Annotated in this window: 23 protein-coding genes; 6 read left to right on the top strand and 17 right to left on the bottom strand. The window is 70.4% G+C overall.

Annotated features, from left to right (window positions below):
* Positions 1–41 precede the first annotated feature (41 nt).
* Both ABZ463_RS33950 and ABZ463_RS33945 read right to left on the bottom strand, forming a co-directional pair.
* Positions 42–704, bottom strand: coding sequence for a response regulator transcription factor (locus ABZ463_RS33950; protein ID WP_352012931.1), 663 nt, complete (start codon positions 702–704; stop codon positions 42–44).
* Entirely contained in the window at positions 694–2,199 is a 1,506-nt protein-coding gene (locus ABZ463_RS33945; protein WP_362782512.1) for a histidine kinase, read from the bottom strand. Before ABZ463_RS33945 ends, ABZ463_RS33950 begins: the two co-directional genes overlap by 11 nt.
* A gap of 82 nt (positions 2,200–2,281) precedes the next feature.
* Here ABZ463_RS33945 and ABZ463_RS33940 point away from each other — a divergent pair, with 82 nt between their 5' ends.
* On the top strand, positions 2,282–3,193 hold the full coding sequence (locus ABZ463_RS33940) for a hypothetical protein (protein ID WP_362782509.1): 912 nt from the start codon (positions 2,282–2,284) through the stop codon (positions 3,191–3,193).
* 10 nt (positions 3,194–3,203) lie between these two features.
* Here ABZ463_RS33940 and ABZ463_RS33935 read toward each other — a convergent pair whose 3' ends face one another.
* The gene (locus ABZ463_RS33935) at positions 3,204–4,067 is read right to left on the bottom strand and encodes an SDR family oxidoreductase (protein WP_362782507.1); all 864 of its coding nucleotides are present in this window, start codon (positions 4,065–4,067) and stop codon (positions 3,204–3,206) included.
* A 136-nt stretch (positions 4,068–4,203) separates the two neighbouring features.
* On the opposite strand from ABZ463_RS33935, the gene ABZ463_RS33930 reads away from it, so the two are divergent.
* Entirely contained in the window at positions 4,204–4,599 is a 396-nt protein-coding gene (locus ABZ463_RS33930; RefSeq protein ID WP_352012927.1) for a ChaB family protein, read from the top strand.
* 217 nt (positions 4,600–4,816) lie between these two features.
* Here the strand turns inward: ABZ463_RS33930 and ABZ463_RS33925 are convergent, their stop codons facing one another.
* Entirely contained in the window at positions 4,817–5,251 is a 435-nt protein-coding gene (locus ABZ463_RS33925) for a hypothetical protein (protein ID WP_362782504.1), read from the bottom strand.
* 84 nt (positions 5,252–5,335) lie between these two features.
* Here ABZ463_RS33925 and ABZ463_RS33920 point away from each other — a divergent pair, with 84 nt between their 5' ends.
* The gene (locus tag ABZ463_RS33920; RefSeq protein WP_362782502.1) at positions 5,336–5,530 is read left to right on the top strand and encodes a hypothetical protein; all 195 of its coding nucleotides are present in this window, start codon (positions 5,336–5,338) and stop codon (positions 5,528–5,530) included.
* A 188-nt stretch (positions 5,531–5,718) separates the two neighbouring features.
* Here ABZ463_RS33920 and ABZ463_RS33915 read toward each other — a convergent pair whose 3' ends face one another.
* Entirely contained in the window at positions 5,719–5,841 is a 123-nt protein-coding gene (locus ABZ463_RS33915) for a hypothetical protein (protein WP_362782499.1), read from the bottom strand.
* Between the two features lie 66 nt (positions 5,842–5,907).
* Between ABZ463_RS33915 and ABZ463_RS33910 the strand changes: the two genes are divergently transcribed.
* Positions 5,908–7,140 carry a transposase gene (locus tag ABZ463_RS33910; RefSeq protein ID WP_362782496.1) on the top strand — a complete coding sequence of 411 codons (1,233 nt, stop codon included), beginning with the start codon at positions 5,908–5,910 and terminating at the stop codon, positions 7,138–7,140.
* A 58-nt stretch (positions 7,141–7,198) separates the two neighbouring features.
* Positions 7,199–8,548, top strand: a complete 1,350-nt coding sequence (locus ABZ463_RS33905) for a hypothetical protein (RefSeq protein WP_352012923.1) — start codon at positions 7,199–7,201, stop codon at positions 8,546–8,548.
* 137 nt (positions 8,549–8,685) lie between these two features.
* On the opposite strand, the gene ABZ463_RS33900 is transcribed toward ABZ463_RS33905, so the two are convergent.
* From ABZ463_RS33900 to ABZ463_RS33890, 3 genes are all read right to left on the bottom strand, one after another.
* Positions 8,686–9,081: a hypothetical protein gene (locus tag ABZ463_RS33900; protein WP_352012922.1), complete on the bottom strand. Its 396-nt coding sequence runs from the start codon at positions 9,079–9,081 to the stop codon at positions 8,686–8,688.
* Positions 9,082–9,260: 179 nt separating this feature from the next.
* Positions 9,261–10,964 (bottom strand): tetratricopeptide repeat protein, encoded by a 1,704-nt coding sequence (locus tag ABZ463_RS33895; RefSeq protein WP_362782491.1) that lies wholly within the window; start codon positions 10,962–10,964, stop codon positions 9,261–9,263.
* 273 nt (positions 10,965–11,237) lie between these two features.
* Positions 11,238–11,375, bottom strand: coding sequence for a hypothetical protein (locus tag ABZ463_RS33890; protein WP_362782489.1), 138 nt, complete (start codon positions 11,373–11,375; stop codon positions 11,238–11,240).
* Positions 11,376–11,427: 52 nt separating this feature from the next.
* Between ABZ463_RS33890 and ABZ463_RS33885 the strand changes: the two genes are divergently transcribed.
* Positions 11,428–11,691 (top strand): ABC transporter permease, encoded by a 264-nt coding sequence (locus tag ABZ463_RS33885; protein WP_362782486.1) that lies wholly within the window; start codon positions 11,428–11,430, stop codon positions 11,689–11,691.
* Positions 11,692–11,785: 94 nt separating this feature from the next.
* On the opposite strand, the gene ABZ463_RS33880 is transcribed toward ABZ463_RS33885, so the two are convergent.
* The 9 genes from ABZ463_RS33880 to ABZ463_RS33840 all read right to left on the bottom strand — a co-directional run bounded on the left by ABZ463_RS33880 (position 11,786) and on the right by ABZ463_RS33840 (position 23,081).
* Positions 11,786–13,192 (bottom strand): MDR family MFS transporter, encoded by a 1,407-nt coding sequence (locus tag ABZ463_RS33880; protein WP_362782482.1) that lies wholly within the window; start codon positions 13,190–13,192, stop codon positions 11,786–11,788.
* Between the two features lie 746 nt (positions 13,193–13,938).
* The gene (locus tag ABZ463_RS33875) at positions 13,939–15,246 is read right to left on the bottom strand and encodes a glycerate kinase (RefSeq protein ID WP_362782479.1); all 1,308 of its coding nucleotides are present in this window, start codon (positions 15,244–15,246) and stop codon (positions 13,939–13,941) included.
* Between the two features lie 235 nt (positions 15,247–15,481).
* The gene (locus ABZ463_RS33870) at positions 15,482–16,384 is read right to left on the bottom strand and encodes a fumarylacetoacetate hydrolase family protein (RefSeq protein ID WP_362782476.1); all 903 of its coding nucleotides are present in this window, start codon (positions 16,382–16,384) and stop codon (positions 15,482–15,484) included.
* Between the two features lie 8 nt (positions 16,385–16,392).
* The gene (locus ABZ463_RS33865; protein ID WP_352012915.1) at positions 16,393–17,271 is read right to left on the bottom strand and encodes a 3-keto-5-aminohexanoate cleavage protein; all 879 of its coding nucleotides are present in this window, start codon (positions 17,269–17,271) and stop codon (positions 16,393–16,395) included.
* 39 nt (positions 17,272–17,310) lie between these two features.
* A complete protein-coding gene (locus tag ABZ463_RS33860; RefSeq protein ID WP_362782472.1) occupies positions 17,311–18,333 on the bottom strand; it encodes a Gfo/Idh/MocA family oxidoreductase in 1,023 nt (340 codons plus the stop codon).
* A complete protein-coding gene (locus tag ABZ463_RS33855; protein WP_352012913.1) occupies positions 18,330–19,208 on the bottom strand; it encodes a sugar phosphate isomerase/epimerase family protein in 879 nt (292 codons plus the stop codon). The genes ABZ463_RS33860 and ABZ463_RS33855 overlap by 4 nt, the downstream gene beginning before the upstream one ends.
* Positions 19,205–20,278, bottom strand: a complete 1,074-nt coding sequence (locus ABZ463_RS33850; protein WP_362782469.1) for an alcohol dehydrogenase catalytic domain-containing protein — start codon at positions 20,276–20,278, stop codon at positions 19,205–19,207. The genes ABZ463_RS33855 and ABZ463_RS33850 overlap by 4 nt, the downstream gene beginning before the upstream one ends.
* Positions 20,275–21,291 (bottom strand): hypothetical protein, encoded by a 1,017-nt coding sequence (locus tag ABZ463_RS33845; protein WP_362782466.1) that lies wholly within the window; start codon positions 21,289–21,291, stop codon positions 20,275–20,277. The genes ABZ463_RS33850 and ABZ463_RS33845 overlap by 4 nt, the downstream gene beginning before the upstream one ends.
* Positions 21,288–23,081 carry an ABC transporter permease subunit gene (locus tag ABZ463_RS33840; RefSeq protein WP_352012910.1) on the bottom strand — a complete coding sequence of 598 codons (1,794 nt, stop codon included), beginning with the start codon at positions 23,079–23,081 and terminating at the stop codon, positions 21,288–21,290. Before ABZ463_RS33840 ends, ABZ463_RS33845 begins: the two co-directional genes overlap by 4 nt.
* Between the last annotated feature and the right edge of the window lie 27 nt (positions 23,082–23,108).

The raw sequence follows: 23,108 nt of genomic DNA, 5'->3' as shown, positions 1-23,108 counted from the left end.
TCCACCGACCGCCCCGACCCGTGGTGTTCGAGAGCGGACGGTTACCGGGGTTCGCGCAGCAGTCCCGCCTCGTGGGCGAGCACCGCCAGGTGCGTACGGTCGTTGACCCCCAGCTTGGCGAACATCCGGCGAAGGTAGGTGCGGACCGTCTCCAGACTCAGGAACAGCTCGTCGGCGATCTGCTGGTTGGAACGGCCCCTGGCGACCAGCCGGATGACCTGCAGTTCTCGTTCGGACAGGACGTGCTCGGCGAAGGGGTGCCGTTCGACGGGCCGCTCGGGCGCGAACCGGTCGAGCAACCGCGCCGTCACCTCGGGGGCGAGCATGGCGTTGCCCTCGTGGACCGTACGGACGGCCCGCAGGATCTCCGCCGGGGAGGCGTTCTTCAGCAGGAAGCCCGAGGCCCCGACCGTGAGGGCCCGGTGCACGTACTCGTCCAGGTCGAAGGTGGTCAGCATGACGACCCTGGTGGTCGTGTCGGCCACGATGCGCCGCGCGGCCTCGATCCCGTCGGTTCCCGGCATCTGCACGTCGAGCAGCGCCACATCCGGTCGCAGCGCGGTGACCAGCCTGGCCGCCTCAAGCCCGTCGGCCGCCTCCCCGGCGAACCGGAAGCCCGCCGTACGCTCGAACAGCTTCCGGTAGGCCCCACGCATGCCCGCGTCGTCGTCGGCCAGAAAGACCGACACCACCTCAGCGGACATCATCACCTCCCTCGAAACCCCGCCCCTGAACACCGGCCTGGCTTTGCCTCTGAACGCCGTCCTCGTCTCGCCCTCGAACCGCGGCCTGACTTCTCCCCTGGGCCGAGACCCGGTCTTGTTCCTGAGCCATGGCCTGGCTTTGCCCCGGAGCACCGGTCCGGCTTTGGCCCTGAACGTCGTCCTCGCCTCGCTCCTGAACACCGTTCTGGCTTTGTCCCTGAACGCCGGCCTGGTTTCTCCTCTGCGTCGTGGCCTGGCCCTGGTCGTTGAGGGGCAGTCTGGCCTCGACCGCGAATCCGCCCTCCGGCCGGACGCCCCAGGTCACCGTCCCACCGGCCAGGCGGACCCGTTCACGCATACCCCGCAGGCCGACCCCCGCGCCGGCGGACCGGGCCGCGTCCCGACCCGCGAGCGCCCCGCCGTCGGCGACCCTGACCACCAAGGCGTCGCGCTCCCGGTGCACGTCAACGACGCATTTCGCTCCTGGAGCATGCCGTACCACGTTGCCCAGCGCCTCCTGAACAACCCTGAACGCCACCGCCCCCACCCCGTCCCCGACCTTCCCGGTCGTCTCCGGACCGATTCCCGGACCGAGCCCCGCGTCGCCCTCCGTACCGCCCTCCCGGGTGGGCCCCGCGCCAAGCTTCCCGCCCGTCTCCGTACCGCCCTCCCGGGTGGGCCCCCGGTTGGGCCCCGCGCCGATCCCCAGGCCGAGTTCCCGGCTGATCCGTGTCTCGACGTCGATTCCGGCGGCGCGGGTCGCGGTGATGACCGCCGCGATGCCGTCGAGGCCCGGCCCCGGGCCGCCGTCCGGGTCGCGGAGCGTCCGCACCAGCGCCTGCACGTCCTCAAGCGCCCGGCGCGTGTGGGTCTCCACCTCCGCCAGGGTCTCGCGCAGCTCGGCCTCCCCGACGTCGGGGAGGCTCAGGACCACCCCGGACTGCGCCAGCGTCACCCCCAGCGCGTGCCCGACCACGTCGTGGACGTCACGCGCCACCTCAAGCTGCACGCGCATCCGCTCCGTCTCCCGCGCGGACTCGATCTGTCTGCCGGTGGTCGTGCCGAACAGCCACGACGCGCTGAGCGCGGCCACCGCGATGACCACCCGTTCCCCGAGGCCGCGAGCGGCGCCCTCGGGAACGGCGACGACCAGCGCCAGCGCCGCGAACATGGCCGCCAGCATCACGACCGCCACCCGCGTACGGCGCGCCCGCTCGACCGCGAGCGGATAAAGACACCAGGCCGCGGCCAGCATCGGATCCTGACAGACCCCCAGGGCACCGCCAACGACGGTCGCGGCCCCCGCGGTGACCGTCGCGGCGAACGGCAGCCGCCCGCGCAGGACCATCGCCCCCGCGGTCACCGCCGCCAGCACCACCCCCACGGCGACGTACGGCCAGGCGGCTGCCTGAGCCGTCGGCAACGCCCAGAACATCCCGACAACGGCGACCGCCGCGACGACGTCCGCCCCAACCCCCCGCCCCCAACTCCGCACCCCAGCACCGTAGGCGACGGACTCCCGGGACGGCCACTACGCTGAAGATCACTAAGCCCGTCGACGCCGAGAGGACGTGCCGATGCCGGAACTCGCGGTGGCATCGCGCCTCTACGCCGTCCTGGCCGTCTCGGGGCCGGTGGTCCTGACGGCCTTCGGTATCGGCGGAGGCGACCTCCCCTGGTTCTGCTCCTCGGAGAGCCCCTACCTGCCGGAGGGTCCGTACGCGCTGGGGAGCGTCCCCGCGGAGGCGCTGTTCCTCGGGGTCCTGCTGCTGCCGGCCGTCGTCGCCGGCCTCGTCTCGTACGGCTCGCGCAGGGCCGTGCTCTCCGCCGCCCTCGTGACCGGCGCCGTCCTCGTTCTCGGCCTTCTCGTCTCCGGCCCCGACCCGTGCACCGGCCAGATCCGTACGGCCTCCTCCCCCTGGCCTCTGCTCGTCTGTTACCCGCTGGCCGTCGGGGCCCTGCTCCTGGCGGCCCGGCATCCCCTGCCCACCAGGCGGTACGGCTTCGCCCCGTGGGCGGCCGTCCTCCCCGCCGCGTGGGGCGCGTTGTGCGACCGGCCCGTCTCCGCGTTCGACGAACGTTCGTTCACCGTCTTCTTCGACGTGGCGCCGGGGTCTTCAGGAGACGTTCCCCAGTGGCTCTGCGCCGCTCTCCAGTGGTTCACCCAGGCCGACAGGATCGGCCTGCCGGTCACCCTCGTCGCCCTGGCCGCGATCGCGCACGCCACCGGCCTGTCACGGTGGATCGGCGCCACGGTCGCGGCGGTCCTTCTCCTCTTCCCGGTCCTCGACGTCTTCCTGCTCGACGAACTCCTCCTCGTACGGTCGCACCTGCCGCTCGCCGCCCTCCTCGTCGTCTGGACCGCCCGGCCCGCCCGGTTGGAGGTCGGGCCCGGGTCCCTCGCCAGGATGCGGACCGTCGCCGTGACGGCCGTGGTCGTCCTCTGCGCCGTCTGGCTGGTCGTCTCCTCCTACGTTCCGTCCCGATGACCTCGAAGGATCAGCCGGGGAGGGTCTCGCCGCCGACCGGGGCCAGGATCTCGCCCGTGTAGTAGGACGACAGGCGGTCGGAGGCGAAGAAGACGTAGGACGGGGCGATCTCGTCGGGGTCGGCGGCCCGTTCCATGGGCGCCTGCTCGCCGAACTTGCCCACCTTCTCCGGTGGCATGGTGGCCGGGATGAGCGGTGTCCACACCGGCCCCGGGGCCACGGCGTTGACCCGGATGCGGCGTTCGAGCAGGTTCTGCGCCATCGAGTAGGTGAAGGCGTTGATCGCGCCCTTGGTCGTGGCGTAGTCGATCAGGGTCTTGTTGCCGCGCAGGCCGTTGATCGAGGAGGTGTTGACGATGGCCGACCCCTCGCCCATGTGCCGCAGCGCCGCCCTGGTGACCCGGAAGTAGCTGTGGATGTTGACGGCGAAGGTGTACTCCCACTGTTCGTCGTCCAGCTCGTCGAGCGAGTCGACCGGTTGCTGGTAGGCGACGTTGTTGACGAGCACGTCGAGCCCGCCGAGTTCGCCCACCGTACGGTCCACCACGTCGGCGCAGTGGGCGGCCTGGGAGAGGTCTCCCGGCAGCAGTACGCACCGCCGTCCGGCCTCCTCGACCAGCTTGCGGGTGTGCTCGGCGTCCTCGTGCTCGGACAGGTAGGCGATCGCGACGTCCGCTCCCTCCTTCGCGAACGCCACGGCGACGGCCCTGCCGATTCCCGAGTCACCCCCGGTGATCAGTGTCCGCCGGTCCCTGAGCAGGCCACGGCCCTCGTAGTCGCGCATCTCGTCCCGGGGAGCGGGGGTCATGTCGCCGCTGCTGCCCGGGTACGGCTGCTGCTGTTCTGGTGGTGTCTGGCGTGGTTCATCAGGCATTTCCCCCACGTGCCCCACCCCCTGATCGGCTAACAGGACATAACTGTTGATTTCACAATTGAATGATGTTTCGGGATGGATTGAGGGGTATGGCCCGGATGAGGCCAACATCCGACCCGGAGAAGAGGTGACGATCATGCCCGTCCGTCAGGAACTACCCGAGACACTCAAACGCTCTCCCAAGAAGGCCCAGGAGACGTGGATCAAGGCCCACGACTCCGCGGTCAAGGAGTACGGCGAGGGGGAACGCGCCCACCGGACGGCCAACGCCGCCCTCAAGCACTCCTTCGAGAAGATCGGCGACCACTGGGAGCCCAAGAGCAGGAAAGGCCCCTCCGACAGGCAGGCGGCCCGGCACACTCCCAAGCGCGGGAAGACCGCCGAAGGCGTCGACGCCAACTCCTCCAAGCAGCATCTGTACGACGTGGCCAGGCGGCTGGACGTGCCGGGAAGGTCGTCCATGACCAAGACCGAACTCGTCGACGCGATCAAGAAGGCCAACCGCAGGGCGTCCGCCAAGGCGCGCTCCTGACACACGGGGCGACGGGAGGGGCGACGGGAGGGGCGACCAGCCTTCCCACAAGGGACGACCCGACCGCGAGGGGCGCCTCCGGGAGGACCCGGCCGCCGCGACGACCGGCTCCAGGAGAGCCCGGATCGCCCGCGAAGGCCGGCTCCCGCGAGAACCGAGTCCCGTGAGGGTCGGCTCCCACGGGGTCGGCACCCGTGAGGGTCGGCTCCCGTGAGGGTCAGCTCACCCCTCCCACGACCGCCCCGCCCTCCCGTGCCGCCGCCGTGTAGAACGGGCCGAGGCCCGCGAACCCGTCCTGCCCGGCGGCGGCGAAACCCCACCCCTCACCGGCCAGGCCCCGCGCGACCTCCGCCACCCGCTCCGGATCGAGGGCGAACGGCGGGCCGTACCCGAACGTGTGGCCTGGCAGGTCGTGTTCACCGTCCGCGCCGGTCGCCGCCGCGAGCCAGGGGTAGTGACACGCCCACCGCGCGTCCCCGTGCTCGGCCTCGGCCCTGCCCTCCGCGATGTCGCCGAGGGCCAGGTAGTCGTCCGTGAACACGTCCTCCTCCCGGGAGTGCCCCGAGAGGATCTCCTCCGCCAGATCGGGCCTCGCCCGTACGGCCCGCAGCACCTCGGGGTCGATCCTCACCAGCGTCAACCGCATGGACACCACGTCCGCCTTCCGCCGTACCGGGCCGGACGACCATGATCGCAGGCCCGATTTCTCACGTGTCCGTCCTTTAAGGTGCCGGGTATGACCGGCTGCTCCCATCTGGAGGGCCTGGTGGTCACGGGTCCGGCGCGGGGCCGGATGTGGGCCAACGGCATCATGAGCGACGAGGGGTTCCAGCCGTTGTTCGACGACGACGGCATGCCCCTCGGGTTCGCCCGCTGGTATCTCCGCTGGCTTGAGGAGGCCGAGGCCCAGGTACTGCCCAGTGCCCGCTGATACACCGATATTTCTGGATATATGGATTACCTGATCGATCCGAAAGGAGGCGGTGTGCGCTAATCGCCGATGTGATCGGCCGTCACCGGTGTACGGTCCTGCTGACCGCTCTCGTTGAAGGGCGCAAGCCCTGTCCTTCAGGGCGGGGTAAGCCCGGAACCGCCCCGCTCGTCCTGCCGTTCGGCCCATCACGTGTAGGGGACGAGGACGGCTTGGATTTCGCTGTACTTCTCCACGATGGTGTGCTCCCCGGCCAGGTGCGCCGCTCCGACGCGATGGCCGAGGTTGTCTCGGAGTTCCCGAACGTTCATACGCTCAATCATGATCTCGCAGAGTGTCATTGGATGGCTTGGATGTTCCGCGGAGGAAGGTGTTTCATGCTGTCCGGCCGCAGGTATCGGATCGAGTTCACCCCGGCACAGACCGCGTTCGCCGAACAGATCGGCGGTATCTGCCGGTCGGTGTGGAACACCGGTCTGCAGCAGCGCCGGGAGTATCGGCGGCGCGGCGCGTTCATCGGGTACGCCGAGCAGTGCAGGCAACTCGCCGACGCCAAACGGGATTTCGGCTGGATGTCGGATGCGCCGTCCCACGTGCTCCAGCAGACGCTCAAGGATCTGGACCAGGCGGTCAAAACCCACGGGGCCTGGAAGGTCCGGTGGCGGTCGCACCGCAGGTGGTCGCCGTCGTTCCGGTTCCCCGACGCCAAGCAGATCGTCGTGGAACGGATCGGCCGCCGGTGGGGCCGGGTGAAACTGCCGAAGTTCGGCTGGGTCCGATTCCGCTGGTCGCGTCCACTCGGCGGTGTCCTGCGCTCCGCCACGATCACCCGCGACGGCGGGAACTGGTTCGTGTCGTTCCTCGTCGAGGACGGCAAGACCACCCCTGAGACGCATCCCGGCCCGGCTGTGGGGATCGACCGCGGAGTGGTGGTCGCCGCGACCACGAGCGACGGGACGTTCCACGACCGGCCGTTCATCACCAGCGGCGAGACGCAACGGTACCGCCGCCTCCAGCAGCAGCTCGCCCGCACCCGTAAGGGCGGTAATCGGCGTAAGCGCGTGGTGGCCGAACTGGGCGCGGTCATGCGGCGGGTCCGGTCCCGCCGCGCGGACTTCAACGCCCAGCTCGCCGCGACGCTCACCGTCCGGTACGGCACCCTCGTGCTGGAAGACCTCAACACGAGGAACATGACGGCCAGCGCGAAGGGCACCGTCGAACGACCCGGTTCGCGGGTCGCTCAGAAGTCCGGCCTCAACAAGGCGATCTTGGATAAGGGCTGGTACGGGCTGGAATTCGCGGTTAACAACGCGGTTCGGCACACCGGCAGCAAGGTAATCAAGGTCCCGGCGGCGTACACGTCTCAAACGTGCTCGGCTTGTGGGGTGGTGGATGCGGCATCGCGTGAGAGCCAAGCGCGGTTCGCCTGCACCTCCTGCGGTCATGTCGAGCATGCCGACGTGAACGCCGCCAAGAACATCAAGGCCGCCGGGCAGGCGGTCTCAGGACGTGGAGACCTCGCCATCAGGCGGTCTGTGAAGCGTCAACCGCCCCGGCCACGAGCGCGGCGGCATGCCACGTCAGCGGCACGGGGAATCCCGGTCCTTTAGGGCCGGGAGGAAGCCAATCCACATGCGCGTACCACTACCGTTACGGCGAGGAGATCAGGTGAGCGGCACGCGAATGCGACTGGCCGACGTCGCACAGCTCGACCCCGACATCACTCCCGAGGGGTTACGGGACCAGTACGGCGACGATCCCGACACCATCAGCCTCCTGGCGGTGGCCGAGGCCACCCTCAACCGGGTTCCCTCCGGGTTGAGCCGCTGGCTGTCCTCCGCCGAGACCTGCGAGGTCTGGGAGGACGTGCTGATCCGGCAGGAGGGGCTCCACCAGCTGTCGTGGTGGAACAACGTGCGCGGCTCCGGTTTCGACGATCCGGTGACCCGGCGCGCCGAACGGCGGCTGGCCCGCATCCGCCAGCGCGGCGTCGAGGCGCGTCTCACCGTCGAGGCGCACGCCGGGCTGACGACCGACCGGGCGGCGGCGTCGGCGGTCGCGGCGCTCGTCGCGGCCCATCGGGAGGAGGCCGACTCGCTGCTCCGTCCGGGCGGGGCCGGCGACGGCCTGCCTCCGGAGGTGGCCAGGATGCTGGCGATGGGCACGACCGCCTTCCGTGAGCTGGTCGGCAACGACATCAAGGACAGCGGGGTGTGCCACCCGCTCCGCCATCCGGCGCTGCTGTCCCGCTGGTACGAGGCCCTGGTGGCGATCGGCACGATGGCGTTCACCGAGATCGGTCTTGAGGTGACGCCCGTGCGGGTGCGCAACCTCTTCGCCGTCCCGGACCCGCACCTTATCCAGGCCCGTCACGACGCGTCCCGCGAGAAGTGGGCGTCCAAGCTCACCTTCCTCACCCATGTCCGGGCCGCGCTGGTCGAGCAGGACCGGCGAAGCCGCCGGGCCGAGGCGCCGGTCCACCGCCACCTCGTCGAGCGGTATCCCGTCCAGTACGCCGAACTCGTCCAGCAGGCGCGGCAGGACCCGCGCAACCACCGCCCCGCGCACCGGCCTCCCCACCCGACCGTGTTCGACGACCACGCCGACATCCTGCGGGAACACGGCTGGGACGTGCGCTGGATCTTCGACGGGCACCGTGTGTGGCTCGACGCCTGGCCGATCGGCGAACGGACCGGGAGGCCGTCGCTGCCCGCCTGGCGGACCGGGGGACGGCTGATCGCCACCGCCGTCCGCAACCGCAACACCGGCAGGTCGGCCTGGCGCTGGAGCACCCCGACCTACGTCTTCTACGGCCGGGGCCAGGGTCGTTACACGCTGCTGACCGGGGCCGACGCCCTGTGCCATCTCGCCGAGACCAACCCGCGCGCCACGCCACGGCGCTTCTTCAAGGCCATGGTGCCGCCGGTGCGCGAGCATCTTGAGGCGCACGTGCCGCCGGACGGGCACCGCTGGCGGCGGCCGTTCCCCGAGTGCTTCCCGGCGCTCCACTACCGCTGAACACCGCGCACCACCACTGGGTTCCGCACACCACCGCCGGGTGCCGCGTACCACCGCCGGGTGCCGCGTACCACCGCCGGGTGCCGCGCGACGCGCCTTCTCCTCGCGCCGCGCGGCCGTACCCGAACCGCCCTGTCCTACCAGTTGCGGCTGCAGCCGTTGCGGGTGCACCAGACCTCGTGGACGATGTCGCCGTCCACGATCAGGTCGGCGTAGATGCGCTGCACACCACCGGCGACGGTTATCCGAAGCAGCTCGTTGGACCAGGAGTACGTGCCGTTGGTGGAATATTTGCAGACTTTGCCGGTCTTCTCGGACCCGTTCTGGCCCCAGAAGCACACCTCGCGGTAGCCGCTCACCGCCTTGATATGGCCGGAGACATAGGCGGAATATCCGGATGTCCAGTCGATGGTGGACTGGGTGACGGTCGCGCCCCACTCCATGGACCACCCGGTGGCGGCCTGTGCCGGGACGGCGGTGAACACGGCCATGACGACGGCGGCGACGATCGACAGGGACTTGAGCACGCGCATGCAAACCTCCTGTAGTTCGTGCGGAACGTTCGTTTCAGCAAGAAAGCCTGACAAGGCCGGTTTAACAACACGCAACCAGACGGTGTACGGATAAATCCGCATGTAATGCCTGGATGAATTGGCAACCGTACAAAGTGGGGTTCGACCCGGCCGGAAAACGAGGCCTCGGGGTCATCCCGTCATGCGCGACGGCAGCGGGCCAGTTCCGCGCGCAGGTCACGGCGCAGCGCCCGGTCGAGGCCCGGCTGGGTGAGGGCGTCGGCGAAGTCCCGCGCGGCCTCCTCAAGTCTGCCGAGCCGTACCAGCGCCTTCCCTCGGTTGTAGCGGGGCACCGGTGCCGCCGACAGCGCGACCGCCCGGTCCAGGTCGGTCACCGCGGCGGCCACGTCACCGCGTTCGAACCGTACGGCGGCCCGGTTCGTCCACGCCTCGACGAGTTCGGAGTCCCCGGCCAGGGCCCGGGTGAGGAGGTCGTCCGCCTCGGTGAGGTCGCCGCGCTCCGAGCGGATCAGCCCGAGGGTGCACAGCAGCGCGGGGTCCTCCGGGGCCGGTTCGAGCCCGGCCCGCGCCTCGGCCTCGGCCTCGTCGAGCGCGCCGCGCTCCACCAGCAGGTTGACCAGGGCGATCCTGGCGTCCAGGTGTCTCGGCTCGATGGCGAGCACGCGTTCCAGGTCGGCGCGGGCCCGTGCCGTACGGCCCCGCTCCTGCTGGAGCACGGCCCGGTTGTAGTACGCCTCGGGCAGGTGCGGCCCCAGGCGGATCGCGGTGCCGTAGTCCTCGATCGCGGCCCTGGACCGTCCCGCCGCGCGGTACAGGGCGGCCCGGTCCACGTAGTACTCGCAGTTGTCCGGGTCGTGGGCGATCACGGTGTCGAGGTCGGCCAGGGCCCGGTCCCGGTCTCCCATGGCCAGGTGCACCTGGGCCCGGTTGTGGCGCAGCCTGGCCAGGTCCTGCGGACGCTCTCCCGGCCTGAGCACCGCCGCCAGCCGGGCCAGACCGTCGTCGATCAGCCGCAGCGCGCGGGCGTGCTCGCCGTCCCTGGCGTCCAGCAGGGCGAGTCCCTGCTCGTAGAAGACGGTGGACAGTGTCCGCTGACGTGGGTCGTCCAGCTTGGTGGCGAGGTCGAGTGCCCGTTCCAGCCAGTGTCTGGCCCGCCCCGGGTCCTGCCCGGCCGTGGGCAGGTGCCTGGCGTACAGCATGGCGGTGGAGTAGGCGGCCGACGTGGTGATCTTCGGGTCGTCGGTGACGGCGCGCGCCTCGTGGTAGAGGTCGAGTGCCTCCTCGGCCTGCTCAAGCGCGGCCAGGGCGGTGGCCAGGCCGGTGGTGAACGCCCACCAGTGCCGCAGGTCGCCGTCCGGGGTAACCGTCGCGCGCCCGCGCCGGGCGGTCCTGGCCGCGTGGTGGTAGAAACCGCGGGCCAGGCTGTCGCCGAGGGCCCTGCGCGTCTCCTCGGGGGTCGGCTCAGCCGCCGCCCGCCGGGGGGCGCCGCCGTCCCGCAGGTCCAGGCGCAGCGTGGACGGCTCCGCGCGGACCAGCGCGTCCAGCAGTTCGCGGGTGGTCTCGTCGGCGTCGCCGACGTGGTCGAACCGTACGGTGACCGGGTTCTTGAGCGTGTCCGCCCAGGCCGTGACGAACTCCGCCGCGCCGTAGGCCAGGCAGGCGGTGCGCCGGGCGGGGTGGAAGCGGATCGGCTCCTCCTCGGCGGCGGGGCGCGCCGTACGGTCGAGCCAGGGGGCGATCGCGTGCAGCTCGACCCGGTGGCGGGCCGCCAGGCGGGGCCGTTCCGCGGCGACCTGGGTGAGGAAGGAGGCGACCCCGGCGTACGGTCCGCCGTCGCGGTGGCAGTCGTAGCCGTCCTCGTGGGTCTCAGAGGGGCCGGTCACAGTCGGGCCGGTCACAACCGGGCCGGTCGCCGCAGGGGCGGGCACCCGGGGGCGCCCGCCGTACCGGCAACTACCAGCACCACTCGAACCAGAGACGGCGAGCGCCGGACAGCAGGCGCAGCGCGCCCTTGCGACGGACGGTCATCTTCCTCATGGACACCTCCGGAGATCCACTTCGAACTGCCCAGAGCATAATCCGGTCCAACCGAAATATGTGGACCCATCATGATTGGTCGCTTATCGTCAGATCTGGGCGTTATATGACAATTGGCGCTACCGCAGACTGAGGGCGAGGCCGTCGAGGTCGGCGATGGCGACCGAGGCCCTGGTGATGATCTCGTAGTCGAGAAGGCGCTCACGGGCACGCTGCGGCTCCGAGACGCGTGCCCAGATCGCCGATGGCGAATCCATGTGACCGTCCGGCCTGTCGATCCGTCCGGAGACCGCGGACGCGTTCATCCCGGTGATCTTTCCGACCTCGGCGCTGTCCAACGGTTTCGTGCCCACCGACGGCATGCCCGGGTGGCTACGGCTCGTCGCGGAGTGGAACCCGGTCAGCGCGCTCGTCGCCGCCTGTCGCGACCTGTTCGGTGATCCGGGCGCCGCCGTACCGCAGGACGCCTGGCCCCTACAGCATCCGATCGCGGCCGTCCTGTTGTGGTCGGTCGCGATCCTTGTCGTCTTCGTCCCCCTGGCGACCCGCCGGTATCAGCGGATCGGGAGGTAGGCGCCAACGGCTCCGGGGTTCGCCGCTCGATGACGGCGAACCCCCGAAGAGCCACGGCGACGGTCTTCTTAGACGGTCTTCCCAGGCGGTTTTCCTAGACGTGGGCCGCCTGGTGCTCCGTCGTGGTGGCGGCCCTGGCCGGCAGCATCAGGGCGGTGATGACCACGATCACGGACAGCGCCGCGCTGACGATGAAGGCCGTGCGCATGCCGCCGAGGTTGGCGAGCGCGTCGCTGGCGCCCGTCGCCTTCAGGGTCTCGGCCCGCACGCTCATCAGGGTGACCACGAGCGCGGTGCCGATGGCGGCCGAGACCTGCTGCAGCGTGCTCAGGATCGAGCTGCCGTGAGAGTAGAGCGAGGCCGGAACCGACCCGAGCCCGAGGGTGAACACCGGGGTGAAGGTCGCGGCCAGGCTCACCATCAGCAGCGCGTGCAGGCCGAGCAGCAGCCAGAACGGCATGGTCATCGTGACCTGGGTGAACCCGACGAGCGCGACCGCGATGCCGATCGCACCGGGGACGATCAGCACCCGGGCGCCGAAGCGGTCGAACAGCCGACCCACGGTCGGGCCGAGCAGCCCCATCGCCAGACCACCCGGCATCACGAGAAGCCCGGTCTGCAGGGCGGTGAGCCCACGGACGTTCTGCAGGTACAGCGGGAGCAGGATCATCGAGCCGATCATCGCCAGGAAGGCCACCGCCATCATGATCAACGCGATCGTGTAGGTGCGGTGGCGCAGGGTGCGCAGGTCCATCAGCGGCGTGCCGCGCTTCTGCAGGCGCAGCTGGCGCCAGACGAAGACGGAGATGGCCACCAGGCCCGCCACCACGAACCCGACGGCGGTACGGGTGTCGCCGCTCTCGAACCCGCTGAGCCCGTAGACCAGGCTGCCGAAGCCCGCCGCGGCGGTCAGCACGCTCAGCCAGTCGACGGTGCTGAACTTGGGCTCGCCGACGTTCTGGAGCTGCCTCAGCCCACCCCACATGATCAGCGCGGCGATGGGGAACACCACGGCGAACAGCAGCCGCCAGGAGCCGAACTGGAGGATCACCCCCGAGACCGTGGGACCCATCGCGGGCGCGACCGAGATGGCCAGGGTGACGTTGCCCATCACCCGGCCCCGGTTGCCCTCGGGCACGACCTGCATCAGCGTGGTCATCAGCAGCGGCATCATCACCGCCGTACCGGACGCCTGGATGATGCGGGCACCCAGCAGCACCTCGAAGGTCGGTGCGACGGTGGCCAGGGCCGTACCGATCAGGAACAGGCCCATCGCGGCGGTGTAGGCCGTGCGGGTGGACACCCGCTGCAGGAACCAGCCGGTGATCGGGATGACGGCGGCCATGGTCAACATGAAGGCCGTCGAGAGCCACTGCGCGGTCTGCGCGGTGATGTTCATCGCGCTCATCAGCCGCGGGATCGCGTTGATCATGATCGTCTCGTTGAGGATGACCACGAACGTGGCGAGCACCAACAGCCGGATCACGGCAGGGGTGCGCACCTTGGTTACGGTCACGGGCTTGACTGGTGAGTCGAGCTGTGTGCTGGGCACGGAACCTCAATCGGGTTGTCGGACAGGACGTCGTTGCTGGCGTTCCAGCCGTGAGACACACGAAAGTGTGTTCGTACAAAGACTGACGGGTGCCACCGACAAAACTCATCGCTCACGCTCAACATTCCGCCATCTGACGCGAAATGTCACCCGATTTTCACCACCGATGGGGGCTCCCAGAGCCCTGCACAGCTCCCCGAAACCACCTACGAGCTGGGCGAATGCCACTCAGTGACCAAGTTCGGACATCACAGGCCGGAACATCCTTCTATCCCCCGAATGACACTTCCCCAAACGGCGCCTCCCCCGAGTGGTCGTCAGGTGTCAGGACACGCCACCTCGGTACGGCGAAGCCGGAGGCCCTTCGACAGAGGCCCTCACGTGCCCCGGCATGGCCGAACTCGTGGAGGCGGTGGGACCGAGGCCCCCACGTGTCTCCGCGTGCCCCGACGTGGCCGAACTCGTGAAAGGGGGCGACGACGGCCCCGCGTTCCTCCGTGTACCCGGCGTGTTCCCGCGTGTCCGTGACCGGCTCCACGGCGGGAACCGGAGGCCACGGCGCCCGGTCCGGCCGGATCACGCCGCCGCGGCCCTTTCAGGGTCACCTTCCGGTACCGGTTCGGCCCTCGGCGTCAACGACGACGGGTGGGGAGATCGTCCGGTGACCGTCTCAGGGGGTGAGCCAGGTGACCGTCTCAGGGGGTGACGAACCTGGTGGCGATCCGGGTGGTGAGGCGTTCGAGGAGGGGACCCGCCTCGGTCATGCATCGTCGTACGTCGGGTTCGATGTCGGTCAGCGCGTAGGCGGCCTCGATACCGGCCGCCCGCAGCTCCGCTTCGCTCACCGAACGCCGGCCGCAGACCGCCACGACCGGCACGCCGTGCCTGGCGGCCGCCGCCGCGACGCCCACGGGGGCCTTGCCGCGCAGGGTCTGCTCGTCGATCGAGCCCTCACCGGTGATCACCAGCCGGGCGCCCCTCACGTGCCGGTCGAAGTCCACCAGGTCAAGCAGGTAGCCGATGCCGGGCCGGATCTCCGCGTCGAGGAAGGCCAGCGCGCCGAACCCCACCCCACCCGCCGCCCCCGCCCCGGGCCTGCTCGCCACACCCGTCACGCGTACGGCCCCGCCAGGAGTGGCCGTGTCCCGCGCGTGTACGGCCCCGCCGGGAACAGCCACGCCCGTCGTGTGTACGGCACTGCCGGGGGTGGCCGTGTCCGGCGCGTGTACGGCGCCGCCTGACCCGGCCGTGTCCGGCACGGACGCGACACCGCCGGACTCGGTGACGGCTACCAGCCTGGTCAGGCCGGCCTCAAGGACGGCCACGTCCTCGGGGGTTGCGCCCTTCTGGGGGCCGTACACGGTCGCGGCGCCGTACGGTCCGAGCAGTGGGTTGTCCACGTCGCTCGCCACGACGACCTCGAAGCTGCGCAGTCTGCCCGAGGCGTCGATCGTGCGCAGGTCGCACAGCGCGGCGCCGCCCGGCGGCAGGTCGTTCCCTGCCGCGTCCAGCAGCCGCACGCCGAGCGCCTGGAGCATGCCCGCGCCGCCGTCGGTGCAGGCGCTGCCGCCGAGGCCGAGCACGATCCGCCGCGCGCCGTGCCGTACGGCGTGGGCGATGAGTTCGCCGGCGCCCCGGCTCGTGGCGGTCAGCGGCGCCGGGTCACCGGGCAGTTTCCGCAGGCCGGAGGCCTCGGCCAGCTCGACGACCGCGACCCGGCCGTCCCGTTCGTCGCGTACGGCGTAGGCCGCCGGGATCCGCGCGCCGACCGGTCCGGTCACCTCCGTCTCGACCCGGGTGAACCCGCTCGCGACCACCGCCTCCACGGTGCCGTCACCGCCGTCGGCGACCGGGAGCCGGACCACGGCCACCCGCCCCTGAGCGGCGGCGCGCAGTCCGGCGGCCACGTGGGCGGCCACCTCGGGAGAGGTCAGCGACCCACGGAACTTGTCCGGCGCGACGATGATCCGTCCCGCCGTGAGTCCCGCTGTGAGCCCTGTCATGCCGTGTCCCTCCCCGATGTACCTCCCGCTGCTCCGTCCCGACCCGCCCGACTCCAGCGAGCCGACGACGGACCGATGGCGAACCGACCGGCCCGGTTCCGGCGCACCGGCGATGGACCGGCCGTCCCGACTTCGGCGAACCGATGACGGACCAACCAGCCCGACTCCGGCAAACCGGTGACAGGCCGGCCGCCCTTCCTGGAGGACTTCCCTGGAGGGCGGCCGGGCGGTCATCTCATATGACGCGTACCCGGTTGACGACCTCGCCGACGCCTTCCACGGTCACCGTCACCACGTCGCCGTCCCCCACCACCAGCGGGGGCGTGCGCGCGAAACCCACACCCGGCGGGGTACCCGTCAGGATCAGGTCCCCCGGTTCGAGCGTCAGGTAGCGGGAGGCGTAGGAGACGATCTCCGCGACGGAGAAGATCATCTTCTCCGTCGAGCCGTCCTGGACGACCTGGTCGTTGAGCCGGGTGACGATGCGCAGCGCCTGGGGGTCCTCGACGTCCTCGGCGAGCGTCACGACCGGTCCGACCGGGCAGAACCCGTCGGCGGACTTGCCGCGCAGCCACTGGCCGTCGGAGAACTGGGCGTCCCTGGCCGACAGGTCGTTGGCCGCGACGTAGCCGAGGACGTGGTCGAGCGCCTCGTCCAGGGCGACGTCCCTGGCCCGGCGCCCGATCACGACGCCCAGTTCGCCCTCGTAGTCGAGTTGGCCGGACAGGTCCTCCGGCACCTCGACGACGGCGCCGGAGGCCCGCAGCGCGTTGGGGAACTTCGCGAACAGCAACGGCCTGGCCGGAGGCTCGACGCCCGACTCCTCCGCGTGGTCACGGTAGTTGAGCCCGACGCACACGATCTTCGAGGGGTTCACGACCGGGGCGAGGAGTTCGAGGTCACCGGCCGCGACCGGCTCGCCGTCGGCGCGCCACGCGCCGGTGTGCAGCGCCTCCCTCAGCACGTCGGCCGCCGGGTGGTCGGACTCGGTCGCGAGGACCGTCGCCTTCTCCGACTCGATCCTGACGAGCACGACCCGGCCGTCGCCGAGCCGGGCACGCGCCAGACCCCGTACGGCACGCACCGGATCCGGTGCGGTACCACCGCGCACCGGGTCCTGTGCGGTACCGCCACTCATCAGGCCGGTCACCTGCTCACCCCGGCGATGCGCCTGGCCTCTTCGACGTTCGCGATCGGGCGGCCGATCTGCTGGGCCATGGTGACCGCGACCTCGACCAGTTCGGCGTTGCTGCGCGAGGCCTCACCGTTGGGCAGGTAGGGGTTGTCCTCCCAGCCGACGCGGACGTGGCCGCCCAGCGCGATGGCCAGCGGCAGCAGCTGCCACTGCGCGACCGGGTCCATGACGCTGATGTTCCAGTTCGTGTTCGGGGGGAGGTGGTTGACCATGTACATGAGCGCGTCCGGGGTCGGCGGCGTCCACGCGCCACCCTGCCAGCCGAAGAACAGGGTCGCCCAGGCCTTCTCCTTCAGCAGGCCCTGCCGCCGGACGTACTCCAGGTTCCAGAACGCGCCGGTGTAGAAGCACTCGATCTCCGGCTTCACGCCGTTGGCCTCGGCCGCGGTGACGAACTCGACGAGCTCGTCCCTCGGGTGCAGGGAGTACATCTCGTTGGCGGGGTAGGCCGGGTCGGGCTGGAAGTACTCGTCGTGCACGTTGAACGCGTAGGACATCATGTCGGGCTTGAGCGACATGAGTTCCACCTTCTCGGGCAGCCGGGCGCTGGCGATGCCGAACTGCATGATCGGATCGGTGCCCACGGTCCGGATCTTCTCGGTGAGATCCCGCCAACCGTCGAAGTCGATCTTAGAAAGCTTCTTGCCGTCTTCCTGGATGGCGTCCTCCAGGTAGTGGACACCGTGGTGGTGGCACAGTGTCGCGCCCGCGTTCACCGAGTCGATGTACTCCTGGCCGACCTTGTCGGTGTCCTCGATGGCCGGCATGCCCTTGTAGCCGGGATAGGACATCGTGCTGTCGACCGTGACGGTGATGACGAGCGGGTCCATGGGGGTTTCTCCTCTGTCTGTGGAACGGGGTGACAAATCTCAGAGCGAGACGGGACGGCCGGTGGCCACCGACTCGTAGGCGAGTTCGATGATCCGCACCGCGTAGGCGCCGTCCTCGGGGGCGACGGCGGTCGGCTCGTCCTTCGCGATCGAACGGGCGAAGCTCTCGATCCCGGCCGCGATCGAGTTGTACTTCCAGGTGGTGGGCTCGTAGGCCGTACCGGGCAGGGGCGACCCCTCGTGGTCGCGTTTGCCGTGGAAGATCATGGCCGGGGGGTTCTGGTGCTGGTCGACGACGATGAGGCCCTTGGTGCCGTGCACTTCGAGGCGCTCGTTCCACGGTCCTCCCGAGGTGAAGGTGGACTCGACGGAGAAGAGCGCGCCGGAGCGCGTCCGGCCGCACACCAGCGACCAGTCCTCGACCTGGCTGACGTCCACGAGCCGGTCGGACATGGCCCGCAGTGAGGCGACCTCGCCGAACATCCACTTCAGCAGGTAGAAGGAGTGGGCACCGGCGTCGATGATGGTGCCGCCGCCCGAGCCGTCCTGGCGGCCCTTCCACAGCTTCGGGTTGCCGAGCCGTTCGAACTCGTTGCCGCTGATCAGGGTGCGGACGAGGGTCACGTCCCCGATCTCGTCGCCGTTGATGGCGTCGAGGGCGGCCTGGTAGGCGGGGATGAACCGGGTGTTCTCGTTGACGGTGAACTTGAGGCCCTTGCTCGCGGCGAGGGCGACGAGTTCACGCGCGTGCCCGGCGTCCACGGTCATGGGCTTCTCGATCAGGACGTGTTTGCCCGCTTCGAGGAACTCCCGTGCGATCTCGTAGTGCACGTTGTGCGGAAGCACGAGGTCGACGGCGTCGATCCGGTCGTCGTCGAGCAGTTCGCGGTAGTCGGTGGACGCCCGTGCCCCGAGCGACCGTGCCGTCCGCTCGGCGACGGCCGGGTCCAGGTCGCAGACGACCGCGGCCTCCAGGCCGTCGGCCCGCTGGTAGGCGAGGTGGTGGGCGAGCTGGTAGATCTCTCCGAGGCCGACGACGCCAAAGCGTATCGATCCGGTCACTGGGCAACGCTCCCTTCGAGACGTTCGCGAATGATGCGAAGGTTGTGGGTGAGGGAATCCATCACCCGTGACTCGTGCCGGAAGACGGCCACCGACAGGACGCCGTCGAAGGCGACCTCACGCAGGGCGTCGAACACCTCGTCCCAGTCGATGTCGCCGTGCCCGATGTCGAGGTGCTGGTGGTTGCGCACCCCGGGGCTTCCCGGGTTGAGGAAGGTACGGCCGGGCAGCAGGGTGTCGGCCAGGTGGACGTGGTCCATGGTCTCGCCGGCGTAGGTGATGATGTCGCGGTTGACGTTCTTGAGGTGGCCGCGTTCGTCCTCGACACCGGTGAGGTAGAAGGTGTGCGGCACGCAGTGCAGGTAGGTGACGTGGTCGCTCTGCAGGCCCCTGATGAAGTCGACGGCCCCGATGCCGGACTCAAGCCAGTCGCCGGGGTGCGGTTCGAGCGCGATCGTGATGCCCTCGGACTCCGCCAGCGGCAGCACCTCCTCCAGGGAGCGGCGCATCGCGGCCTCACCGGCCTGCGGGGCGCTCGGCCGTCCGGTGAACTCGGAGTTGATGCGGTCGCAGCCCAGGTCGACGGCCAGCTGGACGGTCTGCTTCCAGTAGCCGACCGCCGCCTGGCGGATGTCCTCCTCCGAGCTTCCCCAGGCCTGCTCGATGAAGATGGACGCGATCCCGACGCCGTGGGTCTTCGACGCCGTCGCGATCTCGGCGATCTTCGCCTTGGACGCGCGCCTGCCGCCGTAGCTCGGCATCACGTCGGGCCGGGGCGAGAGCTCCAGGTGTTCGAAGCCCGCCTGCCGTACGGTCGAGAACACCGTGTCGATGGGGTGTGGACGCAGCATCCACGTGTCGGTCGCGATCTTCATCTCGTTCCTCGCTGGTCGTTGTGCGTGATGAGGACCCGGCCCCGTGCCTGGCCGCTTCGCAGCCGGGCGAGTGCCTCGTTGGCGCGGTCGAGGGGGTACTCCTCGTCCAGTGCCGGGGTGATGGCGCCCTCGGCGAGCAGCCGCAGCGCGTCGTGCTGGTCCTTCCTGTCGCCGTTGCGCGAGCCGACGATCTCCAGCTCGCGCTGGGCGAGGACCGTCGAGCTGACGCCGGGGAGGTCGGGCTCCTCACCGACCACGACGATCCGGCCCCTGCGGCGTACGTACCGCGCGGCGTCGGCCATGGACTCCGACGTTCCGACCAGGTCGATCACCAGGTCGGCGCCGTCGGCGGGGCCCTCGTCACCGGCCCGGGACGCGGCCCAGGCGCACAGGGCGGACACCCGGTCCGCCGACGACGCGGGCACGACGTACTCGGCCCCGTTGTGTACGGCGAGCGCCAGGTTCTCCTGCCGCACGTCGACGGCCGCGGCGGAGATCCCGGCACCGGCCAGGAGTTGGAGGATGATCTGCCCGATGCCGCCCACGCCGATCACGACCGCGGTCCGCACCGGCGTCACGGTGCCGCGCCGGTAGGCGTGCACCGCCGTGACGACCGCGCAGCTCGACAGCCCGGCGATCCTGGGGTCGAGGCCTTCGGGAACCCTCAGCAGGTTCCTCGCGGGGGCCGCGAAGTACTCCGCGAAGCCTCCCGGCAGCGTCACGCCGATGATCCCCCGCAGGTGCAGCGCCTGCGCGTCGGCCCCGGCCCGGGTGAAGCGGCACTCCCGCTCGGCGACGAACAGGTGGGGCACGACCACCTCGCCGATCTCGACCCCGGAGACGTCCCGGCCGCGTTCGACCACGACGCCCGCGGGTTCGTGGCCCATGATGTGCGGCAGTCCGGGCACGTAGGCCAGGCCGTCCTGGATGTGCAGGTCGGTACGGCACACGCCGCTGGACAGAGTCCGTACCAGGACCTCGTCCGGCCCGATCTCGGGGACGGGAACCTCGCGGATCTCCAGCGGCCCGCCGACGCGGGTCAGGAGCGCGGCGCGCATGGTGGCGCTCACCGCCATCCCTCGGCCCACCCCGCGAAGAAGGCGTCGGCGGCCTCGGCGGTCGAGTCGTAGTAGCCGTAGCACCCCTCGGTGGTCACCAGCGTCGGCAGGCGCAGCCCGGCGATGCGGCGGCTGAGGACGCCGAAGTCCGCGACGTCCAGGCGCAGCAGCCCGAACCCCTGCTCCCGGTGGGCGTCGTAGCCCAGGGCCAGGACGAGGTGGTCGGGTTCGAAACGGGTGATCGCCTCAAGCGCCGTCTCGAACGCGGGCAGGTAGGCGTCGAAGCCCGAACCGGTCGGCAACGGCAGGTTGAGGTTGCCGCCGGGGGCGCCGGGGCCACCGGTCTCCTCGGCGAACCCGGCGACGTGCGGCCAGCCCTCGGCGTGGATCGAGACGGTCAGGACCGACGGGTCGTCGTAGAACACGGCCTGGGTGCCGTTGCCGTGGTCCTGGTCGATGTCGAGCACGGCGACCCGGCCGCTTCGGGAGAGTTCGCGGGCCGCGATGGCGGCGTTGGCGAACACGCACAGTCCGCCGCCCACGGTGGGCAGGGCGTGGTGGCCCGGGGGGCGGGACGGCACGAGCACCAGCCCCGGGGAGGACCGGTCGGCCCGCGCGAGCCTGCGGGCGCCCTGCTGGGCGGCCGCCGCGCTGTGCAGCGCCCCCTGGCAGACCGAGGGGGTGGCCTGGGTGATCTCGTCGAAGAAGTACTGGATGTGCCGTCCCACGAAGGTGCGCGGCTCGGAGACCTTCAGGGCGGGGACCGCGATGACGTTCAGCGGGAACTTCGTGGACCCCTCCTGCCGTCCGCTGCCCTCCTTGACGAAGTCGACGTATTCGGGGCTGTGCACGGTCAGCGCCGCGGCGCCGCCGTCCTCCTCGGGCGCGAGCCGTTCGGCGTCGGGGAACGACCGGCGGAAGGCCTCCAGCGTCGCCGTGACCGAGGTCGGGTAGACGATGCCGGGAAACTCCTGGTTCTCGACATAGGGGGAGGTCATCTCCGCGACGACCGAGGGGGTGTTCATGAGGCTCCCATCCGGCTCAGCGCCACCCGTACGGCGCGCACGAGCCAGGCCATGACGAACCGGAGGAGGACCGCGGCCGCCCCTGCTCCGAGCAGGACGACGGCGACGACGGCTGTCCTCGGGCTCACTTCGAGTTTGATGTCCTGGAACATCCGCAGCGGCAGCGTCACCGCGGTCGGCCCGGACATGAAGGTCGCGACGACGACGTCGTCGAACGCGGCGAGGAAGGCGAACACGAAGCCGCTGACCAGCGCCGGGCGCAGCGCGGGCAGCAGGACGTGTCTGAGCACCGACAGGGGTCCGGCGCCGAGGCTGCGCGCGGCGTTCTCCAGCCGCACGTCGAGGTTGCGCAGCGCCGCCGCCGTGATCGACACCGCGAAGGGCAGCCCCAGCACCACGTACGGCAGGACCAGGCCCAGCGGGGTGCCGACGAGGCCGTGCGGCGCCACGAGCACGAAGAACCCGAGGCTGTAGATCATCGGAGGGACGATCATCGGCATCGCGACCAGGACCGCGACCGGCACCCGCGAGCGCCGTGGGCCCCGTACGAGACCGAAGGCGCCGAGACCGCCGATGACCACGCCGATCGCCGCGGAGAGCGAGGCGATGCCCAGGCTGAGGAAGGTCGAGCCGATCCACGACTCGTCGGCGAGGTAGTCGGCGAACCACCGGGTGGAGTACTCCTCCGGCGGGAAGATCAGGTAGGTCGCGTCGCTGAAGGACCAGATGGCCACCACGACCAGCGGCGTGACCAGCAGGGCGGCGCCCACGAGCCAGCCGCCGACCAGGATGGGCAGGCGCAGCCGTCCGACGACGCCGAGGACGGTGTCGAGCACCCGGGCACGCAGGTCACGCAGCCGCTCATACCGTTCGTCCTGTTTCGCGGACTCCCGGCGGGGGCTCGCGGCGGTGCTCCCGATGGAGAGCGAGGGCGCGAGATAGCGGAAGAGGACGACGAACAGCACCAGGACGACCAGCAGGAGCAGTACGGCCTGCGCCGCGGCCCCGGCGGGATCGACGAGGTTGGAGAACTGGACGAGGATGGACTGGGCGATGAGCGTGTCGCCGGGGCCGCCGAGCAGCGCGGGCGTCACGTAGAAGCCGAGGGTGCTGATGAAGACCAGGGCGGCGGCGGCCAGGACCGCCGAGGAGGTCGCGGGCCGGTACACATGCCAGTGCGCGACCGCCGGTGAGGCCCCCAGGCTCTGCGCGGCCCGTACGGCGGCGCGGTCGATGCCGCTCATCACGCTGTAGATCGGCAGCAGCGCCAGCGGCAGCAGGATCTGCACGGTGCCGATCAGCATGCCGGTCTGGTTGAACACCAGGTCAGGAGGGTTGTCGATGCCGACAAGCGCGAGCGTTTTGGCGACGAGCCCGCTGGGGGCGAGGATCGCGATCCACGCGTAGGAGCGGATCAGGATGCTCGTGAAGTACGGCACGAGCACCACGACCATCAGCGCGCCGCGCAGCCGTTTGGGCATCCGGGTGAGCGCGTAGGCCATGCAGTACCCGAGGGCGACGCAGATGCCGGTCGAGAGCGCGGCGATGACCAGGGTGCGGCGCATCGCCCGCCAGAAGACCGGCGAGGTCACCTGCTCGTGGTAGTTCTCCAGGGTGAGTCCCTGCCCGCCGCGGAAACTGTCGACCAGCAGTGAGCACAGCGGGACGACGAACAGCAGGATCAGGACCGCCAGGAGCGGAACCAGGGTGAGCCACCGGCGATCCGGCCTGTGCCGTGGGGGGGCGGCCGGATCACCGGTGAACCGCTCCGGGGAGCTGTCGACCGACATGGATCTCCTAGGTCGAGGTCGTCTCGA

It is taken from the genome of Streptosporangium sp. NPDC020145, from assembly GCF_040631275.1.
GTDB lineage: Bacteria > Actinomycetota > Actinomycetes > Streptosporangiales > Streptosporangiaceae > Streptosporangium.
Note: the sequence above shows the minus strand (reverse complement) of the source record. Positions and strands in the feature narration are given on the sequence as shown.

What these genes read in the sequence shown, in the direction of transcription:
- ABZ463_RS33950 (WP_352012931.1), bottom strand. Translation starts at nt 704, where the DNA reads ATGTCCGCTGAGGTGGTGTCGGTCTTTCTGGCCGACGACGACGCGGGC.
- ABZ463_RS33940 (WP_362782509.1), top strand. Translation starts at nt 2,282, where the DNA reads ATGCCGGAACTCGCGGTGGCATCGCGCCTCTACGCCGTCCTGGCCGTC.
- ABZ463_RS33935 (WP_362782507.1), bottom strand. Translation starts at nt 4,067, where the DNA reads ATGCCTGATGAACCACGCCAGACACCACCAGAACAGCAGCAGCCGTAC.
- ABZ463_RS33930 (WP_352012927.1), top strand. Translation starts at nt 4,204, where the DNA reads ATGCCCGTCCGTCAGGAACTACCCGAGACACTCAAACGCTCTCCCAAG.
- ABZ463_RS33920 (WP_362782502.1), top strand. Translation starts at nt 5,336, where the DNA reads ATGACCGGCTGCTCCCATCTGGAGGGCCTGGTGGTCACGGGTCCGGCG.
- ABZ463_RS33915 (WP_362782499.1), bottom strand. Translation starts at nt 5,841, where the DNA reads ATGAACGTTCGGGAACTCCGAGACAACCTCGGCCATCGCGTCGGAGCG.
- ABZ463_RS33910 (WP_362782496.1), top strand. Translation starts at nt 5,908, where the DNA reads ATGCTGTCCGGCCGCAGGTATCGGATCGAGTTCACCCCGGCACAGACC.
- ABZ463_RS33900 (WP_352012922.1), bottom strand. Translation starts at nt 9,081, where the DNA reads ATGCGCGTGCTCAAGTCCCTGTCGATCGTCGCCGCCGTCGTCATGGCC.
- ABZ463_RS33890 (WP_362782489.1), bottom strand. Translation starts at nt 11,375, where the DNA reads ATGGATTCGCCATCGGCGATCTGGGCACGCGTCTCGGAGCCGCAGCGT.
- ABZ463_RS33875 (WP_362782479.1), bottom strand. Translation starts at nt 15,246, where the DNA reads ATGACAGGGCTCACAGCGGGACTCACGGCGGGACGGATCATCGTCGCG.
- ABZ463_RS33870 (WP_362782476.1), bottom strand. Translation starts at nt 16,384, where the DNA reads ATGAGTGGCGGTACCGCACAGGACCCGGTGCGCGGTGGTACCGCACCG.
- ABZ463_RS33865 (WP_352012915.1), bottom strand. Translation starts at nt 17,271, where the DNA reads ATGGACCCGCTCGTCATCACCGTCACGGTCGACAGCACGATGTCCTAT.
- ABZ463_RS33855 (WP_352012913.1), bottom strand. Translation starts at nt 19,208, where the DNA reads ATGAAGATCGCGACCGACACGTGGATGCTGCGTCCACACCCCATCGAC.
- ABZ463_RS33845 (WP_362782466.1), bottom strand. Translation starts at nt 21,291, where the DNA reads ATGAACACCCCCTCGGTCGTCGCGGAGATGACCTCCCCCTATGTCGAG.
- ABZ463_RS33840 (WP_352012910.1), bottom strand. Translation starts at nt 23,081, where the DNA reads ATGTCGGTCGACAGCTCCCCGGAGCGGTTCACCGGTGATCCGGCCGCC.